Source organism: Rhizobium rhododendri (assembly GCF_007000325.2).
GTDB classification, from domain to species: Bacteria; Pseudomonadota; Alphaproteobacteria; order Rhizobiales; family Rhizobiaceae; genus Rhizobium; species Rhizobium rhododendri.
On record NZ_CP117268.1, the window covers coordinates 1,239,888 to 1,257,811 of the forward strand.

General features: G+C 51.6%; 16 protein-coding genes and 5 pseudogenes. 4 read left to right on the forward strand and 17 right to left on the reverse strand.

Going from position 1 to position 17,924, the window contains the following annotated elements:
- Positions 1 to 123 precede the first annotated feature (123 nt).
- Positions 124 to 1,313 (reverse strand): annotated as a pseudogene (locus PR018_RS23450) (IS701 family transposase).
- Between the two features lie 92 nt (positions 1,314 to 1,405).
- Between PR018_RS23450 and PR018_RS23455 the strand changes: the two are divergent.
- From PR018_RS23455 to PR018_RS23465, 3 genes and pseudogenes are all read left to right on the forward strand, one after another.
- Positions 1,406 to 2,010: pseudogene (locus PR018_RS23455) on the forward strand (transposase); the annotation flags it as partial.
- Between the two features lie 344 nt (positions 2,011 to 2,354).
- On the forward strand, positions 2,355 to 3,422 hold the full coding sequence (locus PR018_RS23460; RefSeq protein ID WP_142832478.1) for a hypothetical protein: 1,068 nt from the start codon (positions 2,355 to 2,357) through the stop codon (positions 3,420 to 3,422).
- Between the two features lie 241 nt (positions 3,423 to 3,663).
- Positions 3,664 to 4,557, forward strand: a complete 894-nt coding sequence (locus tag PR018_RS23465) for a glycosyltransferase (protein ID WP_161991035.1) — start codon at positions 3,664 to 3,666, stop codon at positions 4,555 to 4,557.
- A 334-nt stretch (positions 4,558 to 4,891) separates the two neighbouring features.
- Here PR018_RS23465 and PR018_RS23470 read toward each other — a convergent pair whose 3' ends face one another.
- From PR018_RS23470 to PR018_RS23505, 8 genes and pseudogenes are all read right to left on the reverse strand, one after another.
- The gene (locus tag PR018_RS23470; protein WP_142832476.1) at positions 4,892 to 5,398 is read right to left on the reverse strand and encodes a transposase; all 507 of its coding nucleotides are present in this window, start codon (positions 5,396 to 5,398) and stop codon (positions 4,892 to 4,894) included.
- A gap of 371 nt (positions 5,399 to 5,769) precedes the next feature.
- On the reverse strand, positions 5,770 to 7,035 hold the full coding sequence (locus tag PR018_RS23475) for an O-antigen ligase family protein (protein ID WP_244615592.1): 1,266 nt from the start codon (positions 7,033 to 7,035) through the stop codon (positions 5,770 to 5,772).
- Between the two features lie 60 nt (positions 7,036 to 7,095).
- Positions 7,096 to 7,602 (reverse strand): serine O-acetyltransferase, encoded by a 507-nt coding sequence (locus PR018_RS23480; RefSeq protein WP_142832475.1) that lies wholly within the window; start codon positions 7,600 to 7,602, stop codon positions 7,096 to 7,098.
- Positions 7,603 to 7,656: 54 nt separating this feature from the next.
- Positions 7,657 to 8,844, reverse strand: a complete 1,188-nt coding sequence (locus PR018_RS23485; protein WP_142832474.1) for a glycosyltransferase family 2 protein — start codon at positions 8,842 to 8,844, stop codon at positions 7,657 to 7,659.
- Between the two features lies 1 nt (position 8,845).
- Positions 8,846 to 9,967 (reverse strand): glycosyltransferase family 4 protein, encoded by a 1,122-nt coding sequence (locus tag PR018_RS23490; RefSeq protein WP_161991034.1) that lies wholly within the window; start codon positions 9,965 to 9,967, stop codon positions 8,846 to 8,848.
- 107 nt (positions 9,968 to 10,074) lie between these two features.
- Entirely contained in the window at positions 10,075 to 10,818 is a 744-nt protein-coding gene (locus PR018_RS23495; protein WP_142832472.1) for a WecB/TagA/CpsF family glycosyltransferase, read from the reverse strand.
- A 496-nt stretch (positions 10,819 to 11,314) separates the two neighbouring features.
- Complete coding sequence (locus tag PR018_RS23500; RefSeq protein WP_142832481.1) at positions 11,315 to 11,611, reverse strand: hypothetical protein; 297 nt, start codon at positions 11,609 to 11,611, stop codon at positions 11,315 to 11,317.
- Positions 11,611 to 12,053: pseudogene (locus PR018_RS23505) on the reverse strand (IS66 family transposase); the annotation flags it as partial. The pseudogene PR018_RS23505 and the gene PR018_RS23500, both read right to left, overlap by 1 nt.
- Before the next feature lie 58 nt (positions 12,054 to 12,111).
- Between PR018_RS23505 and PR018_RS23510 the strand changes: the two are divergent.
- A complete protein-coding gene (locus PR018_RS23510; RefSeq protein ID WP_142832635.1) occupies positions 12,112 to 12,357 on the forward strand; it encodes a DUF6429 family protein in 246 nt (81 codons plus the stop codon).
- Here the strand turns inward: PR018_RS23510 and tnpC are convergent.
- From tnpC to PR018_RS23550, 8 genes and pseudogenes are all read right to left on the reverse strand, one after another.
- A protein-coding gene (gene tnpC / locus PR018_RS23515; protein WP_279621446.1) for an IS66 family transposase occupies positions 12,326 to 13,968 on the reverse strand; the annotation gives its coding sequence in 2 pieces (ribosomal slippage) (positions 12,326 to 13,884 and positions 13,884 to 13,968; 1,644 coding nt in all). The two genes, PR018_RS23510 and tnpC, sit on opposite strands and share 32 nt — an antisense overlap.
- Before the next feature lie 47 nt (positions 13,969 to 14,015).
- Complete coding sequence (gene tnpB, locus PR018_RS23520; protein WP_143122947.1) at positions 14,016 to 14,366, reverse strand: IS66 family insertion sequence element accessory protein TnpB; 351 nt, start codon at positions 14,364 to 14,366, stop codon at positions 14,016 to 14,018.
- Positions 14,363 to 14,794, reverse strand: a complete 432-nt coding sequence (gene tnpA / locus PR018_RS23525) for an IS66-like element accessory protein TnpA (protein WP_142832636.1) — start codon at positions 14,792 to 14,794, stop codon at positions 14,363 to 14,365. Before tnpA ends, tnpB (PR018_RS23520) begins: the two co-directional genes overlap by 4 nt.
- An 88-nt stretch (positions 14,795 to 14,882) precedes the next feature.
- Positions 14,883 to 15,032 (reverse strand): annotated as a pseudogene (locus PR018_RS23530) (IS66 family transposase); the annotation flags it as partial.
- Between the two features lie 125 nt (positions 15,033 to 15,157).
- Positions 15,158 to 15,442: pseudogene (locus PR018_RS23535) on the reverse strand (transposase domain-containing protein); the annotation flags it as partial.
- Between the two features lie 73 nt (positions 15,443 to 15,515).
- The gene (tnpB, locus tag PR018_RS23540) at positions 15,516 to 15,860 is read right to left on the reverse strand and encodes an IS66 family insertion sequence element accessory protein TnpB (protein ID WP_142832577.1); all 345 of its coding nucleotides are present in this window, start codon (positions 15,858 to 15,860) and stop codon (positions 15,516 to 15,518) included.
- Positions 15,857 to 16,132 (reverse strand): transposase, encoded by a 276-nt coding sequence (locus tag PR018_RS23545; RefSeq protein ID WP_244615600.1) that lies wholly within the window; start codon positions 16,130 to 16,132, stop codon positions 15,857 to 15,859. Before PR018_RS23545 ends, tnpB (PR018_RS23540) begins: the two co-directional genes overlap by 4 nt.
- Before the next feature lie 643 nt (positions 16,133 to 16,775).
- Complete coding sequence (locus tag PR018_RS23550) at positions 16,776 to 17,846, reverse strand: glycosyltransferase (RefSeq protein ID WP_161991045.1); 1,071 nt, start codon at positions 17,844 to 17,846, stop codon at positions 16,776 to 16,778.
- Between the last annotated feature and the right edge of the window lie 78 nt (positions 17,847 to 17,924).

Sequence of the window (17,924 nt, forward strand, 5' to 3'; positions counted from 1 at the left end):
GGTGGGTTCGTCGCCATAGGGACCATGCGAGGATATATCGAACTCTGATCGGCGGTGGCAGCAGTAGACGCATAATCAGATAGCGGATCTCTGCGACGGTCGGCAATAACGCGAGTGTCCGGGTCAGGCGGCGATTGGAGGATTTGCACTCCTTTCGTTCGGTTTGCCAGTCGCCGCGCGGCGTAGATCAGCGCCGAGCTTGGCGAGGAAGGCTGCAGCAGCCATGACCAGCGTCATATGTCGGTTCCATGCATGCCACGAACGTGCTTCGCAATGATCCAGGCCAAGGTCATCCTTAGCGCGTTGAAAGCACTCCTCCACTGTCCACCGTAGCCCGGCAGCACCCGCCAACTCGCTAAGTTCCGTACCGGCAGGCGCAAAAACAAAATAATAGGCGCGTGCGTCCGGTTCCCGACGGCTGCGGCGGATGAGAAGCCAGCGTTCCCATTGCCCATCAGGACGCGAGCTCAGAGGAATACGCACCCAATCGTAGAGCCGGAGGCCCTTGGCACCTTCTCCGGCTGCATGACTGAACTAGGCTTCCGTCTCAAGTTCCGCTGCCATTGTTTCCGGACAAGTTTGTTCGACGTGCTGCTCACGGACAAAGCGCAGGCAATGATTGGAACGAACTGCTAGAAAGTAAGGCTGACCGCGTCCTTCCAGCATGCGTCGTAACTTGGAATCCGATCCATAGAGTGCATCGGCCAACACCCATGCGCAAGGCACGCCAGCATCGAGCGCATCGGCACTGAGCTTGGCTGCAATGGTCGGCTTGGTCGCGAAGGCTTGCTGCTGTGGGATATGAGCCGCAGCACGACGCGTTTCGCTTTCGCTCCAGTCTTTGGGCAAATAAAGCTGCCGATCAATCAGGGTTTGACCAAAACGGCTTGCATAGGCAAGAAAGACGCCGACCTGGCAGTTTTCAATACGTCCCGCCGTACCCGAATATTGTCGTGCAACACCGACCGAGTGTGTGCCTTTTTTTCAGAAACCCGGTTTCATCGACCACAAGGACGCCATCAGCATCGCCAAGTGCCTCCACCGCATAAGCGCGCACGACGTCGCGCAACGTGTCTGCATCCCATTGGCTGGGCCCCAACAGCGATTGCATCCGATAGGGGCTCTCCAGCCCTGCCTGTTCGGCCATTAACCAGCCGGTCTTGCGCTCAACTCCAGACAACAAACCATCTAGGAAGGCACTCGCCGATGCCCGGAGTTCACGTCGACCAAACACCGGGCCTAGCCGCTGCTTCAATGTGTCAAGCTCCCTGCTGCCAGGCCACCACTGATCCAGACCAACCCGAAACCGACATCGAATTCCCTCCTTCAAACACCGGAAGTGAATCAAGATTTCGTTTTAAACGCAACTGTAGTACTAGTCAGTGAGGATGCGTATAAGCCCGTAGGTCGCATCTCCGAGCGCGATTTCCACGGCGAGAAGCGCAACAACGCAACCTACGCGTCGACCACCGGCCCCGATGCCAGGCTTTACAAGAAGGCTCGCGGTCAGGCCGCCAAGCTTTGCCATATGGGTCACGGTACCATCGAAAACCGCAACGGTCTGGTCGTAGACGCCACGATGACCCATGCGACCGGAATTGCCGAGCGCGAGGCCGCTCTGGATATGGTGGGCAACATGGATGGTCGTCATCGCATCAAATTGGCTGCAGACAAAGCTTACGATACGGCCGACTTTGTCGCCGCCTTGCGGGACGCAAAGGCGACACCACACGTCGCCCAGAACACGACGAACCGCCGCTCGGCCATAGACGGTCGGACCACCCATAACTCCGGCTATGCAGTTATTCAGCGCATTCTCAAGCGTGTCGAAGAGGCTGGGCCAAGACCATCGGCGGAATGCGCAAGACCCGCCACCGCGGAGAGGATCGCGTCGGCTGGATGTACACCCTGACGGCGACCTCTTATAATTTGGTGAGGCTACCAAAGCTGCTGGCGACGGTATATTCGCGCCCGTCATCCGCCGAGCGAAGGCATATGATGACAAACTAGGCGAAAATGGCCGCGGAAAGAATGTCACTGCCGCTCGCCTACACCCCATTTATCGAGGACTGGTGCGAAAATTAGCGCTATTTCCGCACGCTGTTAATAGCCGCCGGCGCAAAACAGCTACTCAAGCGTCGGCAAAGACTGTTAACCTTTCGCTAATCTAAACTTCCACGTGCGATCCACGAATGTATTGCGTGAGCGCACCGTTTATAACCAGGAGTGCCGTGTTCGGAATAAACATTCCTGACTCTGTTGGCTATATTCTAGGGATAGTAGTTTGCTGCGAGTCGCTTTATTTGCTTGGTGTGCCACCGCTTGTTGTTATAGGCCGAATGAGGAGGGTTGAGATGAAACCGACAACTTATTTTTATTCCATCATCATTTATTTTGTGATGTTTATCCCATTTGGGTATGTTCACGGCGCTTCAAATTCGGAGGGACTTCGCCGCCAACTCGCATATCAACCATTTAGTGAGCAAAGTATTTGGAACACACCGCTCGGGCAAAAAGCTGCGTTTCTCTCCCGCGATGACGCGATGAGCAAGATGTTGCATAGCGATAACGTTGGAGGGAAAAGCGGTTCTTACGCTTGGATTGGGTATGATGCTACCAGCATTTACTATACCAGCTACAAGGACCCGTTCGTGAAGTGGAATTATGTCGGTCGGTCAGCGACAGCACCATGGCCGTATGATACAGCTATCCAAAATGACAGCGTCTGGTTACGCACTCCGAAGAACGTCCAGTTTTTTGGAGGTACCGATAACGTGGCGGTGATTATCGACCCAAGCGGAAAAGTTGCATATGAAGTTTGGCTGGGAAAGTACGATGCGCTCGCGAACGTCTATAACGTACAGTATCTTGTCAGAGTGGACCTAACGAGCACGGGAATCGCAAGCGGTGAAAGTCGTTCCGAGGGTGTGCGTGCGTTCGGAGGGTCAATCCTCGGTGGGTTGATCCGTTGCGGCGAGTTGGAATCTTACAGAATTAGCCATGCCGTTGCCATTTTGGTCAGCCAAAATCAAGCAAAGCGAGGAGCTGGTGTAGACGATCAGAAAGTTTGGCCTGCAATGAATACGGACGGCGCGGGGAAAAACAGTTATTCCGGGCTAGTTCCCATCGGGCAACTTTTAGCGATACCGCAATCTGTAGATATTTCTCGCCTTGACCTAACCCCCGACGGACTCGCCTTAGCAACCGCACTGCAGCAGTTTGGCGGTTATGTTGTGGACACGGCAACCAACACTATGTCAATTGGCGCGATCGAACACGGTTGCAAAGTTCAGAGTGTCAAAAATCTTCAGCACGATGTAAGGTCGATTCGAGATGTGCTGCTCCCCGTTTCTAACAACACCAGTAAGGACATAGGTGGTCCGGGAGTTAGGGTTGCCGACTTTCCGCCAACGATTAAGTAACAATTTGAAATGTGCATATTTGACCCGTTCCGCTTGCCTTGGATCGAAGATGGTTATGTAGTGCATGAACAAAGACGATATTGTTGACTGTGTTGGCCTGAAAGCTAATATACGCGACATTTACTGATACCATTTGAAAAAGGCGTAGGCATGTCAACGATGAGGTCAAAAAATCACATACACGGGCTTTCCAGCGATAAAGGTGCCGTCGTTGTATTCTAAAGCGCAGACTGAGGATGATTTGACTTTTTTCGACGATAACCCGCTCGTAACGGTTTATCTTCCCACTCATAATCGAAGGCTTCTTTTGGAGCGGGCGGTAAGTTCGGTCGTGATGCAGTCTTATATTCATTTCGAACTAATTATAGTTGATGATGGATCCACTGATGATACGGGTGAATATCTTGCAAGAATTGCCCTCTCTGATGCCAGGATCATAGTCTTAAAGCACTCCTATCCCAGGGGCGCCCCGGCGGCGCGAAACCTGGCAATTAGTCGAGCAAAAGGGAAGTATATCACTGGACTTGACGACGATGATGAGTTTCATCCGCTAAGGCTTGAAGTTTTTGTCAAAAACTGGTTGGAAGTAGCCGGCACTGCGGCGCAGCCAGCATGTCTTTTTTCATCTTTACTCTTTGTAGGCGATAGTGGGAAAATTGTGTCTAATGATAAGCGAGACAGAGTTGTCGCCGAAGAACTTTTTTCAGGAAATTTAGTCGGAAATCAAATTTTTTGCCCTACCGGCCATATGAAAGAGATAGGCGGCTTCGATATCAATATGCCAGCATGGCAAGACCTAGAGTTCTTTATAAGGCTATTGCGAGCCTATGGTCACGCTCGACACGTCAATAGACCTACCTACTTGTGCTATATCGATACAGGACGGCAACGTATATCTACGCGCACTGATTCGCTTAGGAAGGCTTTTTCTATAATAAAAAGTAAGAATTCTGGAATTGATAGGAGGTACTTAAATACTCTATTTATGCAGATATTTTCTGACTACTATGGTGTAAGGCCAAAATATCAGGATTTTGCTGTTTTGCTTGATCAACGAGCACCTTTGTCAAGCTGGATTAAGTTGATATGGAAAATATGGAAAAATCGAAGGGGTGTGCAGGCATTTGGCTCTTGAATAAAACCATCGGAATAATATTTGTAGCAGTGGCGAGGGCGATACACTATGAATACCTCGGAATTGGCTTTCGGCAAAAAGCAATTGCCCTGTATTTGCTACGAGGCGTCTCGAATAAGGCTTGAGTGATCTCAGCCCGTTGTGATCCCGGAAATTTGCGGAGTTTCAATGGTGAGCGTCCCGCGGACGGATTTTGCTGATTGGGCAGATCGGGCGATGTGTTTGCATTAGAACCAGCACTACAGATAATACCAATCGCCATTGATCATAACCGATGGGCCTAATGTCGTAGGCCGATTGACATGATCTTCCATGGTTGATCGATGAGCTTCTTTCAAGCCTCGCAGCAGTGATCGACCATATCGTCATAGGATGTGAAGACCCGGTTTGACAGCCAGTTGTTGCGCATGAATTGCCAGACGTTTTCTACCGGGTTGAGTTCAGGGGGGACGCGGCGGCAGGAAGAGCAAGGTGATGCTTTTTTTGGCACGATCAACTTGGCCAATAAGTGCCAGCCCGCCTGATCAAGGATCAGCACCGTTTGCGCACCGGGATTGACCTCGCCACTGATTTCCAAAAGATGTTCGTTCATAGCCTGTCTGTCGCACCAGGGCATGACAACGCTTGCCCCTTGCCCTTTGGGCAGATTGCGCCGAATAAGTAATAAGTAGGCCGAAAGGGTACGTTGATCGTGCGGCGCGGATGGACGTGTCCCCCGTTGCGCCCACCGCAGGGTGATCGTATTCTTTTGTCCGACCCTCACGATCTGATCCGCTGGTCCATCCAAGAGGTCCGACGCATTGCGAATAAGCTTGCCCAGCGGCGTATAAAGCCCGCCCACATCATCGCATGGTCAAGTTGGAGACGAGCGCATCAAGCTGCCGCCCGACGCGCTCACTTGAAATCAAAATTGCAACTGTAATGTTAAGCTGGCAAACCGGGCCCAATTGCGCCCCCTCATCGTGGCCGGCGAAGAGCGCGTTGCGCCGGTGGTAGCCATGGACATTATCAGAGACCGTAAACAGGTGAGCCGCCTTGAGATTGTGGACAGCGGTCGGCGCCGCCGGTACAGTGACGAACCAAGCTTGCGATTGTAGCAGAGCCTCTCTGCTCCACGGCAAGTGACGGTTACAGCCCAGCGCCACGGGATCACCCGTCTTCAGTTGAATAGCTGGCGCAAAGCGGCGCGGGAAGGAAGGCTTGGCAATGGTTCTAGGAAGGGTTTGTTGCAGCCCTGGTCGTTCCGGAATGCACCGTGCCGGGTGAAGATCCGCCTACTTTCTGCGTTATTCTAGGGTCGCCACGAAGCTTTCGACGGTGCTGTTCATAAAGGTGGTTGGGTTGACTGACTATAACCACGCCGACTGCTAATATCGAAAATGCATACCAGTCATACGCAAGATAAAATATTGTGTTGTCGGAATATGCTTCAATGGCGTGGGCCAGTATCAATGATAAGGTTGTCCACGCAGCTTTTGGATTTCGCGCTCTCCTTTTCCATATGAAGAAAAATGGCAACGAGAATGTAAAGAGATACAGCAGTAAACCAGTTATTCCCAGTTCATAAATGGTATGGATGTAGGCACTGTGAGCATCCATGTCGGGAGCTATAGGAAAAAATATCTCAGTATCGTGATTGAACGAACCAGCGCCTTCGCCCAATACGCGGCTTTCTTCAGAGTAGGTCAAAGCCGAGTCCCATAGTAACTTCCGCCAAGTATACGAGTCGACCACGACGCCACCTTTCCCTACGTCGTCGATTGTCGTCTCTACCTGGGGCGTTTTAAGATCAGACAACCGCTCACTTACCTGCGGTACAAACAACAGTAACGGAGCTAAAACCAATGGATAAAGCAGCCGCCTATCCGCAAACACACCTAGTAAAATCAGCGATGCAGCGATTGCGATCCAAGCACTACGAGTCTCAGTAGCAATTAATAGCATAAAAAAGAAAAAAACTGACGTCCGCAAGTATACGATAACTCTTCGAGAATTACCTAGCTGTGGCAGCTGAAAAAATAAGTAAGTGGCGAGTATTAGCGCGACAAGGTAAAACGCGAATATATTGGGATGAGTGAACGTTCCTTTCACCGATCGCTCTGCGCCCCCAAGTGCCAGTTGTAAAAACGCAACTGGAATTTGAGTTAATGAGGAACATATGATGGCAAATAGAACTTTTTTTATATATTTTCGGTTATCACAAACATAAAAAACCGATAATAAAATAGATGGAAACGTGCATGTTTGAAGGAATAAACGAAACCCGGCACTCGGAGCCGAGGAATATGTCAAAGAGAATAACATGAAGCTCAGATAGGGGACCCACGAAAGCAACGCAAGATTTACGTATAATTTTCTTGTTTGAGTAGCGGAAAATAACCCTATGACAATTAATAATGCGTTGAAAGCTGCGCCTAAACCATCGACACCCTCAAGTGAGGCTCTTGTAAGCAAAACAAATATAACTATATTACGCATTAGTGTTGCCACCTAACATACTTTATAACATCGATCTCATTTTCAATATTTAGCCGATACTTATTCTATAATTCTAGCCGGATTTCCAACTGCGGTGCACCCGGAAGGTAAATCGGTGAGTACCACACTCATCGCACCGATTTTCGCTCCCGAACCTATTTTTACTGGCCCCAGAATTTGTGCATAGGCGCCAATTTCCACATCATCGCCGATAACGGGCGCTCCGCCATCATTTGTTCGGTTTCCTATTGTGACTCCCTGTCTTAAGGTACAGTTGGCGCCTATTATCGAATTTGGATGAATAAAAATACCGCCAAAATGCCATATACGAAGACCGGCTCCGATCACGCATTCTTTCGGAATACTTACCCCGGTTACTGTTTCCACCAATCGAAACATCATCCAATATGTCTTGTTATTAATGAAACGAAAAGGACCAGGTTTCCGTAGATCATTACGCCGACCATACCTGTATACCCAAATCGCCCACAGTGATTGTTCGCGAAAGAATTTACTGGTTCCAGTAATCCGATCTAGATCTTGTTTCCAGTTAATATCTCTTTGCATATGCTTCTCGTCGCATGGCCAACTTACAGATTTGACGCTTTCGGTTGAATTTATTTACTCTCCCGTTCGGCGCGTCCTAACCCAGCCAATACGTTTACCGAAAACCAACAAAAGATATACGGGTAATTTCGCAATTATATAAAGTGGGATCCTAAACAGATCTCCACCTGTTATCAGATCCCTACCGGTTTTCCACCAAGCTATTAGAACTGCTAAAACCAGTACCCCAAAAACAATTCCAGCCAAAATCACAGAGACTATCCCCAAGAAACCGAAGTAAAACGCGCAGACGGAAATAAGAAAAAAGCTTGTACAAATCATAGCCAGAAGCGATATTGGTGGGACCATTATCGCAAATGCGTACCCCAATGGGGGCCAGCTTCTTGATTGAATCGCAACCGGTATCAGCTTTGCGATCGCATATGGAATAATCGTTATGTGCCCATGTTCCCAGCGTGTACGCTGTGTTTTTTGAGATGATAAATCTGTCGGGAGTAACGTTCTAACCATCGCACTTCGCAAATATACTGGGTTGATGCCTTGAGATACTAGGTCGATTCCCAGCGCCATATCTTCTACTATATTTGAATTTCCAAGATCTATGCGACTCGCTAACGCCCAAGGCAACGCGATACCGCTGCCCGTAATTATTGATGGAATGCCCAGCGATGCGTCCCCACTCAGCCGAACATCATTTTTTATCCTCAACGCGAACGCAGATACACGTTGAGATCGACTTTGGAGGAGAGGCTGCTCAAAAAGATATTGCGCTTGGATCGGCCGCATTAAATTCGACGCTGCGTAAGCTAGTTTCTGAAGCGCAAATTGTTCGGGTACGCAATCGGCATCAATAAAAATGACCACGTCCGGGGCACGACTTTGCAAACTGTCTAAACCAAACTGAAGTGCGTATCCCTTACCTTTTTTCATCAGATCATGACGAATCAGCACTTCGGCACCGGCAGACGCTGAAATAGCCGCAGTTTCATCGGTACAATTATCGGCGACAACTACTAATCTATCCCCTTCCCGCAAATCATGTTGTATCGCCCTAAGTGCCGTCGCAATCGTCAGAGCCTCATTGTGCGCCGGAACAACCACCGTGAAGTTGGGTGCGATAGAATATTCAGAGGCCGGTATATCAGTAGAGCCGCTCGGGGCAACGGCGATTTCAACCGCATATACGGCAACCGGCAGTAAAACAACTAGACACAATATTGACCAAATAAAAATAATTATCATCTTACGCTCCAACGGAGTGTGTTGAAATCTCAATCAGGGACTTTAGGAGTTTTGCCTGATCTATTTGGCGGTGTCGCTCCCAGGCCCTTCTAGCGCCCATCGCTCCCATCTCCAATAGCCTCTCGTCAGTCGCTTCAAGACATTTCAGCATCGCAGCTACGGCTTCCGGTACCGAACCAGATGGAAAGAGCCAACCAGTCACTCCATCAAGAACCAATTCGGCGTTTCCCGCGACGTTGGATGCGAGTACCACTCTAGCTCGCCCCATCGCCTCCATAAAAACAACCGGTAAACCTTCAGCAAAACTACTGAGTATGAGCGCTCTGGCGTTTGTTAACTCGTAAAGTATAGCCGCCTCATCCGCCCAACCAAATAGGGTGATATGTGCAGAGATTTGCAACTCACCAATGAGCGCCTCCACTGAGGATCGCAGTTCCCCGTCACCTATTAATGTGAGGTGACATTTGTGCCCTGACTTGATGATTTCAGAAAATGCCCTGATCAGGATGTTGTGACCTTTTTGACGAGACAACCGCGCAACGCATACAAAATTATTTCCAATTAACCGCGTGCTTTCGATTGCGGCGAACATGTTGTCCTCAAGACCGCAATGGACTTGGTGTATTTTACCGAAATCTCTTGGTTGGGCCCACCGCAACAATTGCCCTACCCCGAAGGAACTAACCCCGATGACAAAGCTAGCCAGCGCGATTTTCCGCTCTAAATGTATAAATTCAGGCCGATCGAATTCGTCGGGGCCATGCGCAGTAAAACTGTACGGGACGTTGCTAAGAACAGATGCGAGCATTCCACACTCCGCAGAGTTAGTGCCAAAATGCGCGTGAATGTGTGTAATTCCGTCGCGACCTATTTCACGGGAAAGGCGCATGGCTTCAATAAAAGTAACGGTATGCAGGAAAAACGATCGATCGGATCTTCGGATGAGTCGCAAAAACTCACTAAAGGCAATGCAGACACGCCTCGTGTTAAAAAGTAGATGCCATAATAATGCACTTAACAACGCGCTTCTGCTTTTTAAAAGATAAGTTGTTTTCTCTCGCTCCGCCACATCAGCACCATTCACGAGATCAGCTTTCCATCCGCGAAAAGCGAATCTACGCACCGAGACTCCTATTTGTTCTAGGGCCGCGATCTCGCGTCTGATGAATGTGTGGCTTGTTTTGGGGTATTCATTGACGATATAACATATCATGACGATCTCTACATTATTTAAGCTCGGCGGTGGACGTATATCAACCGGATTATTTTAGGAATACTAAATATATAGCGCTTTCCCAATCGGCGCGGATTGCTCATTAGTCTGTAACACCATTCAAGACTCAAATGTTGTATCCAAGATGGTGCCCGCGCTTGACGCGCGGTTAGAAAATCTACGCTTGCCCCAACACACAGCACCACTCCGGTTGCGCGGGCTCGCCTCTTTAATTCCGTTGCAAACAGCTCTTGCTTGGGAAAAGAGATGCAAACAAAGGCCAGATCCCATTCGGTACTTTCAACGGCGGTTAGCGCGAGTTCCCAATCCGAGCTTCCCATTCTAAGATTATGAGGTGCTTCAACGTATACGAATTTGATGTATGGAAATTTGTTTGTAAGTTTTGCAAAGTCTGAAAAAGATGGACCGAAAACTAGAATATTACCCGCAAGAGGACCAGGATTTGAAACTAGTGAAGTCACCAAATCCGAGCCTGGGCAAGCCAAAATATCCTCATTGAAAATCCAGCGACCAATTAGAGCTAATACCCGACTATCACAAAGGCGAATATCGGCGCCGAGGTATGCTTCCCTTATAGACAAATCGCGCGATTCATGAATACGTATAATATGATCAACATTTGGAGTTACTATAACCGCGCATTTTTTTCTCCGAATAAAATCGAATATTTCGTGTCTGACTTCTTCCAGAGGCCCAGAAACAAAGTCGATACCGAGCATTTGATGGTTAAGAAGCGGCATATTATATCCCGTTTAGATTTTCTAATTTTTGGTTCTTTGCCGGTAGCAAACCTGAACCAAGCTCTCTGGGTTATCTCCCGAAATTTTAGGTTTCCTATTGCATACGACATTTGGTTCATTGGATATACCGTCATTGTTAGAAAAATAGTGTACTGGCCGACAATCTTATAAAATAGCATCGATTGTTGTCGATACGTTACTCTTACCCACGAGCAAAAACCTCGAAATTCGTGACTATCTAACAGCGTTGTGGACAATGCTCTACTTAAAAAAGGCTGTTGGTAACCGGATGACTGAAGGGTTGTTGACATTTAACCGCCCAATTACCACGACCGAGCCACTGACCAAACTGCAGCGCGTACCAACCGTCGCGATTTATACAATTACGAACGAGAAATTTTTTGTCGCCGCGCTGTGAGAGCTGGCTCGGGAAATCTGAACAGCGAGGATAAGAGGAATTTCTGCCTAACTTCGGCTTAGATGTAACCGCCGATTGCTACGGCGTAGATTTCGCTTTAATGCGAGCTACGAGTTCCTTGTCGTCGACGAAACTGTCGACGAAGTCGTTCCATTCTTGGGGTGAGTGGCGGGCGTCTTTGAGCATCTGCTCCAATTCGTCCATGCCGTCGTCTGTCAGCGCGGTCACGGATTCGTCCTCTCCTGTGTACACGGAGATGATGCTGCCGTAACTCAGATTATCATCATTGGAGACGATTGCCTGAAGAAGCTCCGGGTCCTCTTCGAGAATTTCGGCAACAAATTTAATTATACGGACGTAGGTGACCGTCGCCATTAGGCTGCCTCGGCGGAGATTGTGACGATCGGCGACCAGTTCCACGGCAGCAGCTCGTCAAGGCGGTTGATCTTGTGATCGTGGATGCGATCGGGCACATCAGTTAGATATGCCTGAGGATCAAGACCATTCATCTTGGCCGTCTCGATGATCGTCATGGCCCGCGCCAAGGTCTCAGCCCCTGTGTCGGCTCCTGCGAATAGCCAGTTGCGTCTTCCAACGCCTATCGGACGCAGAGCCCGCTCGGCGGCATTGTTGTCGATCGCGATACGGCCGTCATCGAGGAACAGGCAGAGCGAAGACCATCGGCTCAAACCATATCGAAAGGCTGCCGCCAGATCACCCTTGCCTGGTATGCGGGTCAGTTGGGCTTCGGCCCAGAGACGGAATGCAATGCTTCAGCCTTGGGCTTGCTCTGCTTTTGACGCGCGGCAAGGCGCATCGTATCCATCCGAGGTGAACCGCAGGATTTTTGCTTTTGCGCGTGGTAAATTGGCGGGATGGAGATCGACGAAGGCAAAATCGACGATGCTGTGCTGGCGCTGCTATGGCTGACGCTTCACAACGAGCGTTGCGCCTGGAAGGGTTTTGACTGGGCTACGACGGATCGGTTGCATCAGAAAGGCTTGATTGGCGATCCGGTGAACAAGTCGAAGTCGCTGGTGCTGACGGATGAGGGTCTACGCCGATCGGAAGAGCTTTTCCGGCAGTTATTTACGCAGCAACCGCAATCTCCGCCGCCTTGATCCTCTTCCATTCCCATGGCAACAATTCGTGCAGGTGGGAGACGGGCAGATCGGCGATGCGAGCCAGCACGTCCGCCAGCCAGGCCTTCGGATCGATATCGTTGAGACGGGCCGTGGTGATAAGGGTCAGCATGATGGCAGCCCGGTCTGCGCCGCGATCGGACCCGGCGAAGTTCCAGTTTTTCCTTCCGCAAGCCACGCCGCGCAGAGCTCTTTCCGCCGCGTTGTTCGTCATGCAGATCCTGCCGTCATCGGCGTATCTGGCAAAGTCCTGCCAGCGCGACAGCATGTAGTTGATCGGCTCAAGCACCGGTGAGGATCGCGACAAACCTTCGCGCTCCTGCCGCAACCAGGTCTCCAGCTCTTCGAGCAGCGGTTTGCTCATTTCCTGGCGCACGGCAAGTCGCTCACCGGCGCTCTGGCCGTTAATGTCGCGCTCGATGTCAAACAGCGCATCGATACGCTTGACCGCCTCCAACGCCGTCGCAGAGACAGGCTTTGCCCCTTTGCCCCGCCGGGCACTTCGCGAGACATCTGCCAACTCGAAGAACTTTCGGCGCGCGTGGGCAAAACAGAAGGCCGGCGTCACCGGGATCTGTTTCTTGGTCCGATCGAAGAGCGGATTGAAGCCATTGTAGCAATCAGCCTGCAGGATACCGGTGAACTCGGCCAGGTGTCCTTGCGGATGCTCACCCCGCCTATCACTGGAGGCGTAGAAGACGGCCGCCGGCGGTGATAGCCCACCAAACGGCCTGTCGTCGCAAACGTAGGTCCATATGCGCCCCGTCGTGCACTGGCCCTTGGCGAGGATCGGGATGGTGGTGTCGTCGCCGTGCAACCGCTCGGCCGCAAACACATGGGTCTCAATGAGATCGAACAGCGGTGTGACGGCGGCGCTGACGTAGCCAACCTGGTCGGCAAGCGTCTGGGTGGACAGATCGATCCCTTCACTGCGAAAGCGACGGCTCTGGCGGTTGAGCGGCTGATGCTCAGAGAATTTGTCGAAGACGATGGTGGCGAGTAGCTTGGGGCCGAAAAAGCCACGTGGCGTTGCATGGAAGGGTGCGGGCGATTGGCTGATGCAGCCGCAGTCCCGGCACGTGAACTTCTCCCGCACGGTCTCGACGACCTTGAAGCGGCGCGGGATCTCCTCCAGCGTCTCGGTGGTGTCCTCACCGAGCTTCGACAGGCGTTCGCTGCCGCAGTGATCGCAGGCACTGGGCGCGTCGATGACGACGCGCTCGCGCTCGATAGTCTCTGGCCAAGGCTTGCGCACTGGCCGCTTGCGGGTGAAGGCACGCACGACTTGGGTTTTGGCGGCAGACACTTGTGAAGCGAGCTCGTCCTCGGTGGCATCGGCAACCAGCTCCTCGAGCTGCAATTCCATCTGGTCGATCAGCCGCTGGGTGCGCTCCCGGCTTGGACCATGTTTGTCGCGTTCCAGCTTGGCGATCAGCAATTGCAGATGGGCGTTGAGCGCCTCGATGCTGGAAAGTTTTGCCTTGGCGCTGGTGGCTTCCGCCTCGCCCGCAACCGTGCCTCGCGTTCTATCAGCAGCGCGGCGTGGGCGCTGGCAAGATCGTCAGGAAAGGAAAGCGGTGGTAACGACATGCCAGAATAAGAGCATATTTCTTCAACAAATTCAATGATGAAGAAACTCAAACGCGTGTTGGACGCCAAGTTTCCTGAGGAGCTCGCCAGTCAATTCCAGAGAGCAAATAGGAAAGCTGCGCCGGTGTGATCGCCACCGCGCCACCCTGCACATTCGGCCAGATAAACCGGCCGCGTTCTAATTTTTTCGTGAACAGGCATGCGCCCTGGCCATCATGCCAGATCAACTTTATCAGGTCACCGCGGCGGCCCCTGAAGCAGAACAAATGACCGCCCAGCGGATCATGCTTTAAAACTTCCTGCACCCGAAGGGCCAAGGATGGAAAGCCACACCGCATGTCGGTATGTCCGGTCGACAGCCACACCTTGATCTCCGCCCCCATCGGAAACGGATTCATCGCAATGTCTCCAAACCACGCATGATCCGTAGCAAAACGTCCACATCGATATCCTGGCCCATGATCACACGCCGGCCGTTCGCACTCACCACCTCTATGCGACCCCGGTCGGTGATGGGAGACGGCACCGCGACAGTTTCCGCAGGAGGCGTGCTCGCAAAAACAGGCTCGGCAGCAACGACAATCGCCGGAACAAACTCGTTCGTCGAGCGGTGGACAAGGCGTCCTTCCCGCACGGCCCTGCGCCAGGCATTCAACTGCCAACGCGTGATCCCGTGACGCTGCGCCGTGACTGTTACCTGCCGCGGGCCAGCATAACTCTCAGCCACGATCGCCAGCTTCGCTTCATCCGTGAAACGCCGCCGACGCCCGCTATCGACAATCTCCATCCGGCTGAAACGCCCCGAGTGATCGCTTGTGATGTCCATGAAAGCACCGTCTATATTGCCGTCTATATAGACAGAGCATCCACACGATCACTCAAATCCGCAATCCGGTTCAGCTCGGATGCGTACGGCGCATCTCGGGAGGCTGACCGTTGATGTCTCGCTCTATGTCGTAGAGCGCACCGATACGATCGAGGGCTTCCGGCGCGATCTCGGAATTGTTCGATGTCCAGATATCGTGGAAGTCCCGTCGCCAATGCGCCCAGCAGGCAGCTTCTTTGAAGGGCAGACAACGGATCAGGCCTACTTAAACGTGCTGGCACCGATGATGGTGGCGGCATAATCGAGGCGGAATTCCACTTAACGAAACGCCCGAAACTGTTCAGACAAACCGAGCCACCTCTGTTCACGATCAATCACGGCAAGGTCAGTCTCGACCTCCTCGAAGGCGAAGTCGATCTGGTCGTCGTTGATCGCCTGCCGCAGACGCTCGGAGCGCGTTCCTTTTTGAGCACGCTGCAAAACCTTTAAGATTGCCGTCAAATTGGTGATCCGCTCGTCAGCCTTCTGTTGGGCAACCTTCATTCGAGCGATTTCAGCATCAGTCGCAGCCTTCTCCGCGTTCAAAGCGATGATCATCGCTTTCAGCGCATCGACGTCGTCGGGAAGGGCGGGACCGGGTAAAATCATGATGCCAGTAAAGCACAAAAGCGCCCGATTTCCCAACACTTACAGCGATATGATTCATCTTGTCGCAGGCAATTCAGCCCGTTGACAGTGGTCGGCGCACTTGGACGGGATGGATCTTTTTCCAGTCCATTCCGGCTAGAAGTGCCATCAACTGCGCATGGTCGAGACGGATACGGGCGCTGGACTGCCCTGGCCAGCAGAAGCCATTTTCCTCAAGAATTTTTGCGTAAAGGCAGACACCTGTCCCATCCCACCAAACAATACGGATCCGGTCTGCTCGCTTCGACCGGAATACAAAAAGTGCGCCACTAAAGGGGTCAAGGCCGCCATCCCGCACCAGGACCATCAGCGACGGGGCTCCTTTGCGGAAGTCGACTGGTTGGCACGACACGTAGACCACGACACCCGAAGCGATCATGCCTGCCGTACCGCTCTGACAATGCCGCTCAGCAGCGCCGGATCGATCGAGGCGCTGACGCGAAGTGTCGCGTCGCCAACCTTTATCTCGACGGTGTCCGTTCGGACTGCTTCGAAACGGGTAAAGGCCTCGCCATCTCCGGCTGCGCTCAGGCGCTGAACCGAACCAGACGCAAGCGCTATTCGCCCCCAACCAAAAAGCTGCGACGGGTCCATTCCATGAGCACGCGCAACCGCAGACACATTCGCGCCAGGAGCAAGCGGTTCCTCCAAGATCTGAGCTTTCTCCTCGTCTGACCACAACTTCGGCTTTCGCCGCGTTCGCACAGGATCAGCCGTCAGAATTTCGAACGTACGACCCTGTTTCATATCTTCACTCATAGGTTTCCCAGCATGATTCACACTGAAAATGAGCGATTTTCCTGCTCAATGCTACGTGGGGTAGCCTTAGCGCTTACGGATCAAAGATTGCTGTTCTGGCATTGGAAGGCCAAAAGCCACTATTGCGGCGGCCCCGTGGAGCTCGTAAATTGAGCACCTAACGCCGTCATGCATCAAGATTAATGACTTCGACTTGCTTACCGGGTCGCCGATCATCCCCTTCTTATACGCAGTTCCGTCGATCCCAGTCGAAGCCCTTCCATACACGCCCTCATAAAGCAGCCGAAGCTCCAAGACTACGTCATCAATCTTCGCCGATTTCCATCGAAGAATTTCAGCGAAACCCGGCTCAAATGAAAAACCGTCTGGCTGCGGCCTGCGCCGCACCGATCAGGAAACTCTCCACAAGGCCAGCCGAAAATCCCAGAGATCAGCGGCTAACTTCAATCCCCATCAATTGATTTTGCAAACAGCAGCAACAGGACGCGCCTTTCAAGCCAAACCGGTGAACAAGCCATTCGCGAATCGCGTTTCTCTAATTCACTTTCTCTGGGCTCAATTGAATATAGTTACCCTTGGCTCGATTTCGAAATAACTTTTCCCGCAGGGTGCGTAACTCAACAAGTGTAAGTCCATGGATAAATGCGAAATGCATTTGTTTTACCAGTAACCCTCGTAGAGTTAGCGTCGCCAGGCTATTTCGATATGCAATCTCTCTTTCGACCTCGGCCGATTTGCCGAGCTTAGAGCGAAGAAGCGTGCCCAACCTGCCCACGTCAGACTCCAAATCCCATGAGCCAGCAAGTTGAGGAAGTCGTTCGCCGTGAGTTGAGAACGGAGCCGGATCGATATATTGCACATTGTTAATAAAGCAAAATGCACGCATGAGCTGCCGACTCACATTGACCGCAGATGTGATCTGTTCCTTAAATTTAGTTGCGCCGACGCTAGCAGGGTGTTGGCGATAGGAAATCAACGTATTAGGCACGTTTGCGCACTCTCCGACCACAGCGAGTTGCCCAAACATGAAATAATCCTCGACTAAGTTTTCATACCCTGCGATCCCGCTCCTCTCGGTACCGAGAAAATCCACACCGTACCTTGCCCCAATCAGTTGCAATTTCTCACGGCTCATCATGATTGTTGGATGCGACATAGGATTCGCGAAATAAACCCTGGCAGATACTGCATTCTTACCAGTTGGTACTCGCAGGTGGCCGATGTGTCTGCCGACGTTGTCGATGACCTTGCTTTGTCCACCGATCACGGCGCACTCGTAATGCGCTAAACCACTCAGCGAGATGTTCATCCGAGCTGGAACTGCAATGTCGTCCGCATCGTGACGCATTATTAGATCTGCATCCGATTGATCTAAGCCTCTGTTTAAAAGATCGGCTAGCGAATTTGCCTCGGGAATTGAGCGAATGTGTATGCGCCTATCGCGCTCAGCAAACCGTTCCGCTATTTTGAGTGAGCTATCTACCGAACCGTGATCGAGTATCCACAACTTCCAGTCCTGAAATGTTTGATTAACAATGCTCAAAATAGATTCTTCTAAAAATTCCTCCCCATTACGCACCGGTAACAGCACATCAATCCTTGCCAAGTCCATTCTCCAGCCGGTCACTACACTGAATTGTAATTTGATTCATGCCGTTATCAATCTGATTCGAGCGTGTATTCG

What these genes read in the sequence shown, in the direction of transcription:
- PR018_RS23460 (WP_142832478.1), top strand. Translation starts at nt 2,355, where the DNA reads ATGAAACCGACAACTTATTTTTATTCCATCATCATTTATTTTGTGATG.
- PR018_RS23475 (WP_244615592.1), bottom strand. Translation starts at nt 7,035, where the DNA reads ATGCGTAATATAGTTATATTTGTTTTGCTTACAAGAGCCTCACTTGAG.
- PR018_RS23480 (WP_142832475.1), bottom strand. Translation starts at nt 7,602, where the DNA reads ATGCAAAGAGATATTAACTGGAAACAAGATCTAGATCGGATTACTGGA.
- PR018_RS23485 (WP_142832474.1), bottom strand. Translation starts at nt 8,844, where the DNA reads ATGATAATTATTTTTATTTGGTCAATATTGTGTCTAGTTGTTTTACTG.
- PR018_RS23495 (WP_142832472.1), bottom strand. Translation starts at nt 10,818, where the DNA reads ATGCCGCTTCTTAACCATCAAATGCTCGGTATCGACTTTGTTTCTGGG.
- PR018_RS23500 (WP_142832481.1), bottom strand. Translation starts at nt 11,611, where the DNA reads ATGGCGACGGTCACCTACGTCCGTATAATTAAATTTGTTGCCGAAATT.
- PR018_RS23510 (WP_142832635.1), top strand. Translation starts at nt 12,112, where the DNA reads ATGGAGATCGACGAAGGCAAAATCGACGATGCTGTGCTGGCGCTGCTA.
- tnpB (WP_143122947.1), bottom strand. Translation starts at nt 14,366, where the DNA reads ATGAATCCGTTTCCGATGGGGGCGGAGATCAAGGTGTGGCTGTCGACC.
- tnpA (WP_142832636.1), bottom strand. Translation starts at nt 14,794, where the DNA reads ATGGACATCACAAGCGATCACTCGGGGCGTTTCAGCCGGATGGAGATT.
- tnpB (WP_142832577.1), bottom strand. Translation starts at nt 15,860, where the DNA reads ATGATCGCTTCGGGTGTCGTGGTCTACGTGTCGTGCCAACCAGTCGAC.